This is a genomic window from Paraburkholderia sp. Cy-641 (assembly GCF_011752945.1).
Taxonomy (GTDB): Bacteria; Pseudomonadota; Gammaproteobacteria; order Burkholderiales; family Burkholderiaceae; genus Paraburkholderia.
This window is the reverse complement of the sequence record NZ_VWWM01000002.1, coordinates 125,929-141,135: the sequence shown is the minus strand read 5'-3', so window position 1 is coordinate 141,135 and position 15,207 is coordinate 125,929. Positions and strand designations below refer to the sequence as shown.

Genomic DNA, 15,207 nt, shown 5'->3' with positions numbered 1-15,207 from the left:
CCATAAGGAGTAAACGAACATGACCTCAATTCAACCGATCGAGCCGTCGACGACGCTGATCCCCGAAAAGAACCTGACGAAGACGCTGGCGATCGGCGTCGTCACGGCCATCCTCGTGATCGCGGCACCGATGATTATCGGCGCGGCGGGCGGCAACTACTGGGTCCGCGTGCTCGACTTCGCGATGCTGTACGTGATGCTCGCGCTCGGCCTCAACGTGGTGGTCGGCTTCGCCGGCCTGCTGGACCTCGGCTACATCGCGTTCTACGCGATCGGCGCCTACACGGCCGCGCTGCTGAGCTCGCCGCACCTCTCCACGCAATTCGACTGGATCGCACATCTGGCGCCGAACGGCATTCACATGCCGATCTGGATCATCGTGCCGATCGCGATGGCGCTCGCTGCCGTGTTCGGGATTCTGCTCGGCGCACCGACGCTGCGTCTGCGTGGCGACTACCTCGCGATCGTGACCCTCGGCTTCGGGGAAATCGTGCGGATCTTCATGAACAACCTCGACCGTCCGGTGAACATCACCAACGGCCCGAAGGGGATCACCGGCATCGATCCGGTGCAGGTCGGCGGCTTCAGTCTCTCGCAGTCGCATTCGCTGTTCGGCGTGCAGTTCCCGTCCGTGTATCTGTACTACTACCTGTTCGTGCTGTGCGCGCTGTTCGTGATCTGGGTCTGTACGCGTTTGCAGCATTCGCGTATCGGCCGTGCATGGGCCGCGATCCGCGAAGACGAAATCGCCGCCAAGGCAATGGGCATCAACACCCGCAACGTGAAGCTGCTCGCGTTCGCGATGGGCGCATCGTTCGGCGGCCTGTCGGGCGCGATGTTCGGTGCGTTCCAGGGCTTCGTGTCGCCGGAATCGTTCACGTTCTGGGAATCGGTCGTGGTGCTCGCCTGCGTGGTGCTCGGCGGCATGGGCCATATTCCCGGCGTGATTCTCGGCGCGGTGCTGCTCGCGGTGTTCCCCGAGTTCCTGCGCTCGACGATGGGCCCGCTGCAGAACATGATCTTCGGCCATGAAATCGTCGATACCGAAGTGATCCGTCAGTTGCTGTACGGTCTCGCGATGGTCGTCATCATGCTGTATCGCTCGGAAGGCCTGTGGCCCGCGCCGAAACACGAAGACAGGATTGCGAAGCTGGCGAAGCGCAACGGCAAGAAGCCGGTGCGCGTATAAGGCCGCGGTGGAGAAAAAGACATGAGCGATAACGTAAGCAACAACGCGCCGATCCGTCTGTCGGTGAAGGGCGTCAACAAGCGCTTCGGCGGCCTGCAGGCGCTTTCCGAGGTCGGCCTGCAGATTCGCGCGGGCGAGATCTACGGGCTGATCGGCCCGAACGGCGCCGGCAAGACGACTTTCTTCAACGTGATCACGGGCCTCTACACGCCGGATTCGGGCGAGTTCAAGCTCGACGGCGAAGCGTACACGCCGACCGCGGTTTATCAGGTCGCGAAGGCGGGCATCGCGCGCACGTTCCAGAACATCCGTCTGTTCGGCGGCATGACCGCGCTCGAGAACGTGATGGTCGGCCGTCATGTGCGCACCAAACACGGCCTGCTCGGCGCAGTGTTCCAGACGCCGGGCGAGCGCAAGGAAGAGCGCGAGATCAAGGAGCGCGCGATCGAACTGCTCGACTATGTCGGCATTGCGCAGTACGCGGACTACACCTCGCGCAATCTGTCGTACGGCCACCAGCGCCGCCTCGAAATCGCGCGCGCGCTGGCGACCGATCCGAAGCTGCTCGCGCTCGACGAACCGGCGGCCGGCATGAACGCGACCGAAAAGGTCGAACTCACGAAGCTGCTCGACAAGATTCGCGCGGACGGCCGGACGATCCTGCTGATCGAGCACGACGTGAAGCTCGTGATGGGTCTGTGCAACCAGATGACGGTGCTCGACTACGGCAAGGTAATCGCACAAGGTCTGCCGCAGGACGTGCAGAAGGATGCGAAGGTGATCGAAGCTTATCTGGGTGCGGGAGTCCACTGATGTCCACGACGCAAGCAATGTTGAAAATCAAGGGCCTGCAGGTCAACTACGGCGGCATCCAGGCGGTCAAGGGCATCGACCTCGAAGTCGGGCAGGGCGAACTCGTCACGCTGATCGGTGCGAACGGCGCGGGCAAGACCACGACGATGAAGGCGATCACGGGTCTGAAGGCGTACGCGGCCGGCGACATCGAGTACATGGGCCAGTCGATCAAGGGCCTGCCCGCGCACGAACTGCTCAAGCGCGGCCTCGCGATGGTGCCGGAAGGGCGCGGCATCTTCGCGCGCATGTCGATCGTCGAGAACATGCAGATGGGCGCTTACCTGCGCAACGACGCCGACGGCATCAAGTCCGACGTCGAGCGCATGTTCGGCTTCTTCCCGCGTCTGAAGGAGCGCGCCTCGCAATACGCGGGCACGCTGTCGGGCGGCGAGCAGCAGATGCTGGCGATGGCGCGCGCGATCATCTCGCGGCCGAAGCTGTTGCTGCTCGACGAACCGTCGATGGGACTGTCGCCGATCATGGTCGAGAAGATCTTCGAAGTGGTGCGCTCGATTTCGGCCGAAGGCATGACCGTGCTGCTGGTCGAACAGAACGCGCGTCTCGCGTTGCAGGCCGCGAATCGCGGCTATGTGATGGACTCGGGGCTGGTCACGATGTCGGGCGACGCGAAGCAGATGCTCGACGATCCGAAGGTTCGCGCGGCTTACCTCGGCGAATAAGCGGGTAAAGACGCCGGGTTCCACAACCCGGCGGCGTCGCCGATTACGGCGATAAAGAAAAGGCCGCATGCGTTGTCGATCGCATGCGGCCTTTTTCGTTCAGGCGCGAAGAGGACGCCGCGCCCGGCGCGACACGTTCAACCGGCCGGCGCCGCGTCCGCGAATTTGCCGAGCCGCTTGCCCAGGCTGATTACCGCATCGGCGCGATAACCGAGCGCGTCGTAAAAGGCGCGCACCTCGGCTTTCGCCGACAGCACCTGCAGATTCAGCTTCGGACAACCGAGCTTCGTCAACGCGCTTTCGACGTGTGCGACGAGCCGCGTGCCGATGCCGTGACGTCGCAGCGATGCGTCGACCGCGAGCGAATACAGCCAGCCGCGGTGTCCGTCATAACCGCCCATCACGGTGCCGACGATGCGCGCATCGAGCACCGCGACGAAGAACAGTTCCGGCTGCGTCGCGAGCTTGTTCTCGATCGACAGATACGGATTGCGCTGCGGCCTCGTCACGTCCCGGTACTCGGGAAACGCGTCCTGCCACAGCGCGACGACCGCCTCGGTATCGCTCGCGTCGAAGCAGCGGATCGACAGTGTCGTGTGCGTCGTCATCGGTGCGGTTCGCGTGGATTACAGCGAGTCGAGAACCGAGCGCAGCATCGCCAGCATCTGGTCGATCTCCTCGGTCGTCACGTTCAGTGCCGGCATGAAGCGCAGCAGGTTCGGACGCGCCGCGTTGAGCAGCACGCCGTCGGGCTGCATCTCGCGCGCCTTCTCGACGATCTGGTTGCCGATGTCCTTGCCGAGCAGCAGCGCGCGCAGCAGACCCTCGCCGCGCTCGCCGAGGAAGCCGCGCTCTTCGGACAGTTCGAGCAGCTTCGTGCGCAGATATTCGCCGCGCGCGCGCACGCCTTCGAGGAAGCCCGGCGCCGTCAGTTGCGAGATCACCGAGTAGCCGACCGCGGTCATCAGCGGATTGCCGTTGTAGGTGCCGCCCTGGTCGCCTGCTTCGAACACGGCGACGTCCGCCTTCGAGAGCAGCGCCGCGAGCGGCACGCCGCCGCCGATGCCCTTGCCGAGCGTCATGATGTCCGGCTCGACGCCCGACAGTTGATGCGCGAACAGCGTGCCCGCGCGGCCGCAGCCGCTTTGCACTTCATCGACGATCAGCAGCAGGTTGTGCTTTTTCGTCAGCTCGCGCAGTTGCTGCATGAATTCGCGCGTGGCCGGAATCACGCCGCCTTCGCCTTGAATCGGCTCGAGCATCACGGCGACGGTCTTCGCGTTGATGAGCTTTTCCACCGAGGCGATGTCGTTGAGGTCCGCCTTCGGGAAGCCCGGCACCTGCGGGGCGTAGATCGTGTCCCAGCCCGGCTTGCCGCTTGCCGACATCGTCGCGATGGTGCGGCCGTGGAAGCCGTGATCGAACGTGATGATCTCGAACGCGCCGTCCTTGTGCTTCTTGCCCCACTTGCGCGCGAGCTTGATCGCGCCTTCGTTCGCCTCGGCGCCGCTGTTCGCGAAGAACACCTTGTCGAAGCAGCTGTGTTGCGTGAGCAGAGCCGCGAGCTTCGCCATCGGCTCGTTGTAGAACGCCGGCGACGGGTTGATCAGCAGTTTGGCCTGGTGGTTCAGCGCTTCGATCATGCCGTCGTTGCAGTGGCCGAGACAGTTGACCGCCCAGCCCTGAATGAAATCCAGATAGCGCTTGCCGTTGTTGTCGTAAATCCACGAGCCCTTGCCGTGCGTGAACACGACGTCGGGCCGGTTCGTGATGTACATCAGCGAATCGATCGGGTACTCATTGAAATTCATAACGGCAGGCTCCAGGCAAAGGGTAAAAAAGCACGGTGAATCGATATGACGGGTTGGCCAGGGCAAAAACGCGACCGGAAAAACAGAAAAGCCACGGCATGCCGTGGCTTTCATGATTCGAACTGCTTGCGCCCAGTGTCGTGTGCGGCGCGAATCCGTGACGAAGCCAGCGGCGTCCCTAAGGAAGCGGCGAGCGGCGACGTCGGAGTTCGGACTGGATGCGGTTCATGCGCGAAAGAATACGATAAGAAAAGCGCCGGTGTAAACCATGAATTTGCATGACATCGCAACGAGGCGGATTTTTGAGCCTCTGCCTTGATGCTGACATGTTCGGCGCGCCGGGTTCATGTTGAACCCGCGTTGAACCCGCGTTGAACCCGCGCTGCGCCGCGCGGACTCAACGCGCCATGAACACGCCGTGCGCCGGATCAGACCGCGTTTGCGAGATCGGCCGCGCTCGTGAACGAGTCCGCGTAGAACTCGTCTTCCGGCAACTGGTGATGCTGCGTGAAATCGCGCTGCGCCGATTCGACCATCACCGGCGCGCCGCACGCATACACCTGGTAGGCCGACAGATCGGGCAGGTCTTCAATGACCGCGCGATGCACGAAGCCGGTACGGCCCGTCCACGCGTCGCTTGCATCGGGCTCGGAGAGCACCGGCACGAACCTGAAGTTCGGAATTTCGCGCGCCCATTGCTCGGCAAGTTCGAGCAGATACAGGTCTTTCTTGCGGCGCGCGCCCCAGTAGAGCGTCATCGGGCGCGCGATGTTCTTGAACACCGCGTGTTCGACGATCGCCTTCAGCGGCGCAAAGCCGGTGCCCGACGCGAGCAGCACGATCGGCTTGTCCGAATCCTCGCGCAGGAAGAACGTGCCGAGCGGCGCTTCGAAGCGCAGGATGTCGCGCTCCTTCATCGTGCCGAACACGTGATCGGTGAACGCACCGCCCGGCATGTGGCGGATGTGCAGTTCGATCGGGCCTTCGGCGTGCGGCGCATTCGCCATCGAATAGCTGCGGCGCTTGCCGTCCTTCAGGATGAATTCGAGGTACTGGCCGGCCAGATATTGCAGACGTTCGTTGGCGGGCAGTTGCAGCTTCACGACGACCACGTCGTCGGCGCGGCGCTCGATCGCGTTCACGCGGCACGGCAGCTTCTTGACCTGCACGTCGCCGACGCCGGCGACTTCGCGGATGTCGACTTCGAGATCGGAGCAGGCGGTCGCGCAGCACAGCAGCGCCATGCCGCGCGTCTTTTCGTCGTTCGACAACGCCGACGACGAATGCGCGCGCTGCTCGACCTCGCCGCTCACCACGGTGCCCTTGCACGAACCGCACGCGCCGTTCTTGCAGCCGTACGGCAGGCCGATACCTTGACGCAGGGCGGCGGAGAGCACCGGCTCGTCCTGTTCTACCTGAAACTGCCGGCCGCTTTGCCGGAGCGTGACGTTAAATGCCATAGCGTTGTTCGAATCGAAAAATCGGAATCGTTAGCGGACCCGCGCGCATTGACCGCGCGGTACCTGTTGTGTGTGACGGCTACAATGCGTCCACCATGAAAGCGACACGAAATTTCCGCCGCCCGCGCGTGCTGATCGTAGGATGCGGCGACGTCGGCCTGCGCTGCGTGCCCTTGCTGCAACCGCGCGCGCGGGTCTTCGCCTTGACGAGCCATGCCGCGCGTTGCGCCGAACTGCGCGCCGCGGGCGCGACGCCGCTCGTCGGCGATCTCGACGAGCGCCGCAGCCTCAAACGGCTCGCGGGTCTCGCGCCGACCGTGCTGCATCTCGCGCCGCCACAGAAGTCCGGTGACGACGACCGCCGCACTCGCGCACTGCTGGCGACGCTCGGCAGCGCGGGTCAGGTGCGCCGCGCGGGCGCTGGCATGCGCGCTTGTACGTGGATTCCCGCCGTCGCGCCGATCGCGCGCATGCGCCGCGCGCGCGCTTCATTTCTGGACGCTGAAGCAGCCGGTATTGTACCCGACAGGGTGCGCCGGGCCGCTGCTTCGCGCGGTGCGCCGCGCATCGTCTACGCGAGCACGACGGGCGTCTACGGCGACTGCGGCGGCGCGTGGATCGACGAAACGCGTGCCGTCAGGCCGGCCAATGCGCGCGCGAAACGTCGCGTGTCGGCCGAGCGGCAGTTGCGGCGCGCGACCGCGCGCGGCGCCGTGACGGCAAGCATTGCGCGGATTCCCGGCATCTATGCGCGCAACCGGCTGCCGCTCGCGCGGCTCGAGAAGGGCACGCCGGCGCTCAACGCGGCCGACGACGTCTACACGAATCACATTCACGCCGACGATCTCGCCGCGATCCTCGTGCGCCTCGCGACGCACGGCAAACCCGCGCGCGTGATCCATGCATCCGACGATTCGTCGCTGAAGATGGGCGAGTACTTCGATTTCGTCGCCGACACGTTCGGGCTCGCGCGCGCGCCGCGCATCACGCGCGCGCAGGCCGAGCGGCAGATCGATCCGAGCCTGCTGTCCTTCATGCGCGAATCGAGGCGGCTCGTGAACCGGCGTCTCAAGGACGAGCTGCGCGTGCGCTTGCGTTATCCGAGCGTCGAGGATTTTTTGCGGGACGCGGCGAAGGGCGCGTAGGGGCAGGGTGCGAGATATCGCTGCCCTCGCGAAAACACTGACCCGTCGCGTTGCATCGGGCGCTTGCCCGCGTGCAACGACCCTCCGCGTCACCCGCGCGGTCCGCTCGCTTCAGGTCAGCGTCGGCAGTACTTCCAGCAGCAGGAAGCACAGCATTCCGCCGATCAGGGCGCCGATCAGGCCCGGATGATACGTATGCCGCCGTCGCATGATGACCATCAAGCCGCCGATCAGCAGCAGCGCAAAGCAGATAAAGGCAATCATCGCCTGCGAGATCGCGTTCGTGCTGTCGATATGCATGGCGCCCCTCCTTGAAAATCTTTGTAGTCGTTTGTTTAAACGAGTATAGGGCGGCATGAAAGGAACGGCATGCTGCGGCGCAGCGCCGTCTGTGCGGTGCACCACGATGTACCACGATGTGCGCGGGCTTTTTTCCCGGCGCATCAAAGGCTTATGGGGACAGTGTCGGCGCGATCGTGGCGCAGCCGTGGTTTACCCGCTCCGTAAAGAACCGAGGTCGGCTTCGTCGAGCCATTGCCACGCGCCGGGCGCGAGCGTCGCGGGCAGCACGAGTCCGCCGATCCGCTCGCGATGCAGCGCTTCGCAGCGGTTGCCCGATGCCGCGATCATCCGCTTGACCTGGTGGTACTTGCCTTCGAGCACCGTGAGTGCGAGCGTGTGCGGATCGCGTGCTTGCGCGTCGAGCGCGGCGCTCGGTTTCGTTTCGCCGTGCAGCAGCACGCCGTCGCGCAACGCGCCCAGTTGCGCGTCGTCGAGCGGATGGCGCGTGGTCGCGACATAGAGCTTCGGCACCTTGCGTTTCGGCGACGTGAACTGATGCACGAACTTGCCGTCGTCGGAGAGCAGCAGCAGGCCCGTGGTGTCCTGATCGAGGCGGCCCACGCACTGCACGCCGCGCTCGGCGAATGGCGGCGGCAGCAGGCTGAACACGCTCGGATGATGCTGCGGATCGCGCGAGCATTCGTAGCCGGCCGGCTTGTTCAGCAGCAGATACGCGTGCTCGCGATACGGCCATTCGACACCGTCGACGTTAAAGCGCAACGTGCCGTCGGCGACCGGGAAGTCGGCGTCGGCATCGGTGCATACGGTGCCGTCGATGCTCACGCGCGCGTCGCCGATCAGGGCGCGGCATTGTCGGCGCGAACCGAAACCTTGAGTGAAGAGGATGCTTTCGAGATTCATGGCGAGCGAAGAATAACACCGCAAGAAGCGGAGCGCGGCGCGACGGCCGGGCGGCGACGATGAACGTCTCGTCATGAACTCCGGAGTTGGCCGATGCCCGCCACGTCTTCATCGTCTTCGTTTGCCGCGGCGAGCCGCTTGCCCGCCGCATTCCAGCGTCTCGCCTGGTCGAATCTGTGCGCGCAGTCGGCCGAGCAGATCAGTCTCGCCGCCGCGCCGCTCGTCGCGGTGTTCGCGCTGGGCGCCAGCGCGCGCGATACCGGTCTGTTGCAAACCGCGCAGACGCTGCCGTTCCTGCTGCTGTCGATTCCGCTCGGCGTCTGGGCCGACCGCCGTTCGCGCCGCGTGCTGATGACGCTTGCCGAAAGCGTGCGCGTGCTCGCGATGCTCTGCGTGCTGCTGCTCGTTCTCACGCATGCGTTGAACCTGCCGCTGCTGGCCGCGCTCGGCTTCGTCGCCGCGACCGGCACCGTGGCCTACAACGTCGCGGCGCCGTCGCTGGTACCGTCGATCGTGCCGCGCGCCGCCTACGCGAATGCCAACGGCCGGCTCGAACTCGCGCGCAGTGTCGCGTATTCGGCGGGGCCGGCGCTCGGCGGCTTGCTGGTCGGCTGGATCGGCGCGGGCTGGGCCTACGGCGGCGCGGCCGCATTGTCGGCGCTGGCCGTCGCGTTGCTCGCGGGACTGCGCGAACCGCCGCACGACACCGTGCCGCCGCGTCGCTTCATGCTGGAACTGCGCGACGGCACGCGCTTCGTGCTGCGCGATGCCTTGCTGTTGCCGATGCTGCTGACGGCCGTGTTCTTCAACCTCGGCTTCTTTATCCTGCAAGCGGTGTATGTGCCGTATGCGGTGCATCGGCTCGGGCTCGGCGCCTCGATGGTCGGCGTGACGCTCGGCGCGTATGGCGTCGGCATGGTGTGCGGTGCGCTCGCCGCGCCCTCGATCGCGCGGCGTCTCGCGTTCGGCCGCCTGCTCGTCATCGGTCCGTCGTGCGGTTTGCTCGCTTCGCTCGTGATGGTCGCGACGCTCGTCGCGCCATCGTTCTGGCTCGCGCTCGCGAGCTTCTTTCTGCTTGGCGCGGGACCGATCCTGTGGGTCGTCGCTTCGACGACGCTGCGTCAGGCCATCACGCCCGAGCGCATGATGGGCCGCGTCTCGGCGCTCATCAGCACCGCAACCTATGGCGCGCGGCCGGTGGGCGCGCTGTTCGGCGCGGCGCTCAGCGCCCGTTGGAGCATCGACGCATGCCTCGTCGCGGCCGCGCTCGCGTTTCTCGTGCAGGCGCTGATTATTGTCGTGTCGCCCGCGGCGCGCCTTGCTGAAATTCCCGAGCAGGCGGACCCAGCGGCTGTGTTACCGTCGACGCGCATGGCAAGGTGACGTTGCCGTTCGATCCCGTGAGCGTGTAGCACGCTTGCCTGTCCCGGCGAGGCTCATCGTCGGGCGCAGGCAAGCACAGAGGGCCGGTGCTGTCACGCCGGGCTTCCGCATGACAAGGGAGGGTTCCGTGCCGACGCTGCGCCGATGCGGACCGTTGCCGGCAGCGTCTACTGCTGACGGCTCAACTCGCGCGCCGCGTGGTCGATCGCTTCCGCCACCGCACCCGCGTGCGACACCGGCGCCAGATGGCTCGACGCGACCGGCACGACCTTCGCGCCGATGCGCTCGGCGAGCGCTTTCTGCAACGCGGGCGAGACCGCCCGGTCCTTCGTCGTCAGCACGTACCACGACGGTTTATCTTTCCAGCCGACCTGATCGACCGCTTCGTCGAACGCCTGCGCGGCGATCGGCACCTGCGCGGCCGCGAGCACGCGTGTGACGTTCTCGGGCACGTCGGCGGCGAGGTCGGCGCGATAGCGCGCGCGATCGACCCACAGGAAGCCGTTCGCATCCTTGCTGATGCTCTGGCTGGCGGGCATCGGCGTGCCTTGCTTCATCACGTCCATCGCCGATTCGTGCAGTTCCGGCGCGATCGCCGCGATGTACACGAGCCCCGCGACGTTCGGCGCATTCGCCGCGACCTCGGTGATGACGACGCCGCCCCACGAATGCCCGACGAGCAGCACCGGACCGTGCTCGCGCGCGAGCACGCGGCGGGTCGCGGCGACGTCGTCGGCGAGCGAGGTGAGCGGGTTCTGCACCGACGTCACGTGATAGCCCTTCTGCTGCAGCTTCGCGACGACGCCGTTCCAGCTCGAACCGTCGACGAACGCGCCATGCACGAGCACGATGTTGCGCACCGGGCCGGCGAGCGGCGCGGCGGCGGGCTGGTCTTTTGCAGGGGCAGGGGCAGGGGCAGCGGGAGCGGGAGCGGCGGCGGGCGCCGGCGGGGCCGTCGCCACCGGAGCCGCTGGCGCGGCCTGGTCTGCGGGCTCGTTCCCGGACGGCGATCCGGCCGAGGGCTGTGGCTGTTCCGCCGATGCGGCGTCGGGCGCCGTTTGCGCGAGCGCGCTTACGTTCGCGAAGCAGAGAGACAGAACGGCGGCGCAAAGCAGGCGTTTGGGCAACATGCTGAATCTCCGCGGGCTGAGAGTTCGACTCCGGCAACATACCGAAGCCCTATCGCGGCGACAATCACAATCCTCGCGCTTAGGTGCGGTGCTGAACCAACGCGGGTTGCCACGAATGTCTGAGGAATATCGGCCAAGGTAACATTACCGGTTTTGCCGGGCCAAGCCGTCACCGCAACCACAGCTGGCCGGGCAATGGGCCCCGATACAGGGGACCGGAGACAGCGGTCCGGACACAACGGTTTCCACACGGCAAGGCGCAATGAATAGTACACAACAGCAGGAAGGCCTGAAGCGCGGGCTCAAGAATCGCCACATCCAGTTGATCGCGCTGGGCGGCGCGATCGGCACGGGTCTCTTTCTCGGCTCGGCGAGCGTATTGCAGGCGGCCGGTCCGTCGATGATTCTCGGCTACGCGATCGGCGGCGTGATCGCCTTCATGATGATGCGCCAGCTCGGCGAGATGGTCGCGCAGGAGCCGGTGGCCGGCTCGTTCAGCCACTTTGCCTACAAATACTGGGGCGACTTTCCGGGCTTCCTGTCGGGCTGGAACTACTGGGTGCTCTACGTGCTCGTGAGCATGGCCGAGCTGACCGCGGTGGGCACCTACGTGCATTACTGGTGGCCGGGCGTGCCGTCGTGGGTGTCGGCGCTGGTGTGCTTCGCGATCGTCAACGCGATCAATCTCGCCAACGTGAAGGCATACGGCGAAACCGAGTTCTGGTTCGCGATCATCAAGGTCGCGGCGGTGATCGGCATGATCGTGTTCGGCGGCTATCTGCTCGCGAGCGGTCACGGCGGCCCGCAGGCGACGGTCGCGAACCTGTGGAGCCACGGCGGCTTTTTCCCGCATGGCTTTCATGGGCTCTTCATGATGCTCGCGGTGATCATGTTCTCGTTCGGCGGGCTCGAGCTGATCGGCATTACGGCGGCCGAGGCCGCCGAGCCGCAGAAGAGCATTCCGAAGGCCGTCAACCAGGTGATCGTGCGGATTCTGATTTTCTACATCTGCTCGCTCGCGGTGCTGCTGTCGCTGTATCCGTGGAACGAGGTGGCGGCGGGCGGCAGCCCGTTCGTGATGATCTTCTCGCAGATCGGCTCGACGCTGACCGCCAACGTGCTCAACGTCGTGGTGCTGACCGCGGCGCTGTCGGTGTACAACAGCGGCGTGTATGCGAACAGCCGCATGCTCTACGGTCTCGCGGAGCAGGGCAACGCGCCGCGCGCGCTGCTGAAGGTCGACCGCCGCGGCGTGCCGTATCTGGCGATCGGTCTGTCGGCGCTGGCGACGTTCGCGTGCGTAATCATCAACTACCTGATTCCGGCCGAAGCGCTCGGCCTGTTGATGTCGCTCGTGGTCGCGGCGCTGGTGCTGAACTGGGCGCTGATCAGCCTCACGCATCTGAAGTCGCGCAGAGCGATGCTGGCCGCCGGCGAAACGCTCGTGTTCCGCTCGTTCTGGTTCCCGGTCAGCAACTGGATCTGCCTCGCGTTCATGGCGCTGATCCTCGTGATTCTCGCGATGACGCCGGGGTTGTCGGTGTCGGTATGGCTCGTGCCCGTGTGGCTCGTGCTGATGTGGGGCGGTTATGTGGTCAAGCGTCGGCGCGAGGTTGCGCGGGGTGGGGTGGGCGCCGCGAGCCGGTAAGCGCCGATAGGTATGTCGCGGGAGAGGCTCGGCTCGCGGCATGCGCGATTTTTTCGGTGTGGGTTGTTTTTTGTATCGTCAGCATCGCTGATTGTTTATGCATTTTGCGGCGTGCGATATTTTTCGCTGTCGACGGTGGTGCGGGAGTGCAGGTTAGGCGTCTGCGAGGGGATTGCCGGTTTTCTCGGGGTTGTAGCGAGCGGTCCTAACCTGTACATCGGTGAGCGGCATGGTGGTATCTCCCGCTGGGAAGGCCCGGAAACGAGCCAGATACCACTGACTGCGTCGGTCAGTGCCATAGGTTGCGATTCATGGGGACATTTACGCCGGTCAAAACGTCAGTGTAGCGACATGCCCCCGAATGGCGCCTATTGTCAGCATTCATTGCTTTACAACGGCAGACAACAAAAAACCCGCTAAGCCTTTGCTGTAGCGGGTTTTGTGGGCATTACCTATCTTCGCTTTACATGCTAATGGTGCCAGGGCCGGAATGAAAAAATTCCTGCTATCGCTTTGCTGGCGCGGGTTTACAGAATTTCGCTGGTATGGATACCACCAAAAATACCACCGGGAGTGGGTGCTGGGTCATTCACGCACTCTTGGCGCGTCATTCGGTCGTTGGCATGTGTCTCATGTTGAGAGTTCACTTAGCATTGGGCCGTAATCGACCCTGAGCGGACCGACGCCGCCCCCGGGAAGCGGCCACTCAAAAGTGCGCAGGATCGAAGAAACCGTCGTTTCCCGGAAGAACAGCGAGGCGGTCTCGAAAACATCGGCCGTGACAAAACCAAACTTGCCAGGTGTTTCCGCCCGCCGAGGTGGTGACTTTGACCTCGCAGGGATCGGTCTCATTCTTTTCGATCTGCTGACCGCAAAAACAGCAAGGTCCCCAAACGATCTGCACGATGCGCTCCTTTTAGAAAAATGCTGTCGTTTCCTCCAAACTTCCATATCCGTCCCCAGACGGCGTCTTCGGGGGGGCGGCTATTCAGAATTTTCCTCTGGTAGTAGAGCGATCTGACTTCGAGTCAGGCATCGTGGCCAAGTCGCCGCTACTCCGTTCGGTGCGATGATGACGACGTTGGTGAAGTTGCGATCGGCGACTCGAGCGTAGCTCTTGCCGATATTCTCGCTGATAAAAGCTTGGGCTTCTTCCATGGGCAAAAAATCACCTAGCTTTCGATGGACGTGAATGAGGAGAACCTCGGCGTCAATCGTGGAGAGCATTTTCCGAAGCAGGTCGCGATCGAGAACACCATCTCTAAAGAGATGTATCCATTCGCACTTGACGTAGTCGACTTCGGGATAGCGCTTGAGGAATAGCGAGTGAACGCGCCTCGGATTCATTTTGTTATACCCTCGCGACTCATTCTCGGATTTGCCGCTTCATCGGAAAAACCGCAAGCGTTCCCAAAGCATGCCCTGGTGAATCTGGCTCCCCGGATGAGTTGATTGTCAACAATTTGCGCCGCGATGTCCAATGGCCGGTTATGGCCGCGAGCCGCCCCACGACCGAGAGCGACAATCGTCGCGCTCGTGCCGCTGCTTGGCGATAGGGTGCGACGCGTGCTCGAATCGCACGCGTCGCAACGGCTCTTGTTAGGTGTCCGACAGCTTCTGGGTGTTCAGCACGGCGGCCTTCGCGCGTATGAGATCATCGGACTTGACATCGAAACGTCGTAGCCACGCGTCGCTGCTCGGTGCTGTGTTGTAGACCGGCGCGTCGCCATTGACGGTTCCGCGTTGCAAGCTGCTCACGCTGTCGGCCAGCACGTCGCGCAGCGCGGCATTGAGCACCACGTACGCTGGAGGTGGGGCGATGGGCAGATCTTCGCCTTGAGGTATTCCGGGTTGCGGAGCAACGCCCGTACGAATCAGCAGCCCTGGGCCGCACGCATCGAGCCGGAACCAATCGAGAGGCAGTTCAGAGCGCAGCGTCTGAAGACCGCCGACCTGTTCAAGCATCGCGCTGTCAATGAGCGTGAGCCAGTCGACTGTCTTCAGTTTGCTCGATAGCTTGCGTACCTTCATCGCCATCGGATCACCGACATCCACTCCCGGGCCTAGTTGCTTCGCCATGAAGTATTCGCTGCTCTCGTTCTCGGGGCGCCCGGTGGGTGAGAGATTGACGGCTAGTCCCGCGTGCCCGCGCGCGGCGTTAAGCAGCACCGCCACTTCCTGGAATAGCTCAACAAACGGTTCGGGGGTAGCGCGTACAAACGGCACGGGCAGTGTGAACACGAGGACATCGAACCCGCGGGTGCCAAGATCGGCCTGAAACTTTTCCAGGCAGAAGGTCATGAATTCGCAGAACGAAGCCTCACGCGCGGTTTCGCCGCCGAGGTAGATCGCGTCGAATCCTTCGTCAGTGCCGACCTGCCTGGCTAGCGTTGCCAGGCTTGGAGCCTTCTCCAATGTCAGTGCTGGCTTTCCGTTGAACCACAGCCAGCGGATCGGCTGGCTGTCCTTTTCGACGGCCTGGCGCGTGACCTTGAGATACGCGTCGAAAGCCAGGGCAATCGCCTGGCGCTTGTCGGTTGTGTAGCCGCCCTTGAAATACAGGCACGCACGCACGGTTAGTGCTGCGCCCACGCCATTGTGCGGGTGCTTCGGTTCGAACACTGCATAAGGAAGGGTGCCTGCCCGCTTCGGGTCCCGCGCCCATTCTTCAAAATCGTTGCTGCTCATTGTCTTTCGCTCGTT

The 15,207-nt window shown here is 64.1% G+C and carries 14 protein-coding genes; 6 read left to right on the top strand and 8 right to left on the bottom strand.

What is annotated here, in order from left to right; all coding sequences use genetic code 11:
* Positions 1 to 19: 19 nt before the first annotated feature.
* From F3J20_RS02050 to F3J20_RS02040, 3 genes are read left to right on the top strand one after another with little or no spacing between them, the layout of a single operon-like run.
* Positions 20 to 1,189 carry an ABC transporter ATP-binding protein gene (locus tag F3J20_RS02050; protein ID WP_167041167.1) on the top strand — a complete coding sequence of 390 codons (1,170 nt, stop codon included), beginning with the start codon at positions 20 to 22 and terminating at the stop codon, positions 1,187 to 1,189.
* A gap of 21 nt (positions 1,190 to 1,210) precedes the next feature.
* Positions 1,211 to 2,002, top strand: a complete 792-nt coding sequence (locus F3J20_RS02045) for an ABC transporter ATP-binding protein (protein WP_167041170.1) — start codon at positions 1,211 to 1,213, stop codon at positions 2,000 to 2,002.
* A complete protein-coding gene (locus F3J20_RS02040) occupies positions 2,002 to 2,724 on the top strand; it encodes an ABC transporter ATP-binding protein (protein ID WP_167041173.1) in 723 nt (240 codons plus the stop codon). The genes F3J20_RS02045 and F3J20_RS02040 overlap by 1 nt, the downstream gene beginning before the upstream one ends.
* A gap of 137 nt (positions 2,725 to 2,861) precedes the next feature.
* On the opposite strand, the gene F3J20_RS02035 is transcribed toward F3J20_RS02040, so the two are convergent.
* From F3J20_RS02035 to F3J20_RS02025, 3 genes are all read right to left on the bottom strand, one after another.
* Positions 2,862 to 3,332 carry a GNAT family acetyltransferase gene (locus F3J20_RS02035; RefSeq protein ID WP_167281629.1) on the bottom strand — a complete coding sequence of 157 codons (471 nt, stop codon included), beginning with the start codon at positions 3,330 to 3,332 and terminating at the stop codon, positions 2,862 to 2,864.
* A gap of 18 nt (positions 3,333 to 3,350) precedes the next feature.
* Positions 3,351 to 4,535, bottom strand: a complete 1,185-nt coding sequence (locus F3J20_RS02030) for an acetylornithine transaminase (protein ID WP_167281628.1) — start codon at positions 4,533 to 4,535, stop codon at positions 3,351 to 3,353.
* A 428-nt stretch (positions 4,536 to 4,963) separates the two neighbouring features.
* Positions 4,964 to 5,995 carry a CDP-6-deoxy-delta-3,4-glucoseen reductase gene (locus F3J20_RS02025; RefSeq protein WP_167281626.1) on the bottom strand — a complete coding sequence of 344 codons (1,032 nt, stop codon included), beginning with the start codon at positions 5,993 to 5,995 and terminating at the stop codon, positions 4,964 to 4,966.
* Positions 5,996 to 6,090: 95 nt separating this feature from the next.
* Between F3J20_RS02025 and F3J20_RS02020 the strand changes: the two genes are divergently transcribed.
* On the top strand, positions 6,091 to 7,140 hold the full coding sequence (locus F3J20_RS02020; RefSeq protein WP_167281624.1) for an NAD-dependent epimerase/dehydratase family protein: 1,050 nt from the start codon (positions 6,091 to 6,093) through the stop codon (positions 7,138 to 7,140).
* 111 nt (positions 7,141 to 7,251) lie between these two features.
* On the opposite strand, the gene F3J20_RS02015 is transcribed toward F3J20_RS02020, so the two are convergent.
* Positions 7,252 to 7,440 carry a hypothetical protein gene (locus tag F3J20_RS02015; protein WP_167041188.1) on the bottom strand — a complete coding sequence of 63 codons (189 nt, stop codon included), beginning with the start codon at positions 7,438 to 7,440 and terminating at the stop codon, positions 7,252 to 7,254.
* A gap of 192 nt (positions 7,441 to 7,632) precedes the next feature.
* Positions 7,633 to 8,343 carry a 16S rRNA pseudouridine(516) synthase gene (locus F3J20_RS02010; protein WP_167281623.1) on the bottom strand — a complete coding sequence of 237 codons (711 nt, stop codon included), beginning with the start codon at positions 8,341 to 8,343 and terminating at the stop codon, positions 7,633 to 7,635.
* Positions 8,344 to 8,436: 93 nt separating this feature from the next.
* Between F3J20_RS02010 and F3J20_RS02005 the strand changes: the two genes are divergently transcribed.
* Positions 8,437 to 9,726, top strand: coding sequence for an MFS transporter (locus F3J20_RS02005; protein ID WP_167281621.1), 1,290 nt, complete (start codon positions 8,437 to 8,439; stop codon positions 9,724 to 9,726).
* A 167-nt stretch (positions 9,727 to 9,893) separates the two neighbouring features.
* On the opposite strand, the gene F3J20_RS02000 is transcribed toward F3J20_RS02005, so the two are convergent.
* The gene (locus F3J20_RS02000; protein WP_167281619.1) at positions 9,894 to 10,856 is read right to left on the bottom strand and encodes an alpha/beta hydrolase; all 963 of its coding nucleotides are present in this window, start codon (positions 10,854 to 10,856) and stop codon (positions 9,894 to 9,896) included.
* Positions 10,857 to 11,118: 262 nt separating this feature from the next.
* On the opposite strand from F3J20_RS02000, the gene F3J20_RS01995 reads away from it, so the two are divergent.
* Entirely contained in the window at positions 11,119 to 12,504 is a 1,386-nt protein-coding gene (locus tag F3J20_RS01995) for an amino acid permease (RefSeq protein ID WP_167041200.1), read from the top strand.
* Positions 12,505 to 13,488: 984 nt separating this feature from the next.
* On the opposite strand, the gene F3J20_RS01990 is transcribed toward F3J20_RS01995, so the two are convergent.
* Positions 13,489 to 13,851: a hypothetical protein gene (locus F3J20_RS01990; RefSeq protein WP_167281618.1), complete on the bottom strand. Its 363-nt coding sequence runs from the start codon at positions 13,849 to 13,851 to the stop codon at positions 13,489 to 13,491.
* 252 nt (positions 13,852 to 14,103) lie between these two features.
* Positions 14,104 to 15,192 (bottom strand): type VI immunity family protein, encoded by a 1,089-nt coding sequence (locus tag F3J20_RS01985; protein WP_167281616.1) that lies wholly within the window; start codon positions 15,190 to 15,192, stop codon positions 14,104 to 14,106.
* Positions 15,193 to 15,207 lie beyond the last annotated feature (15 nt).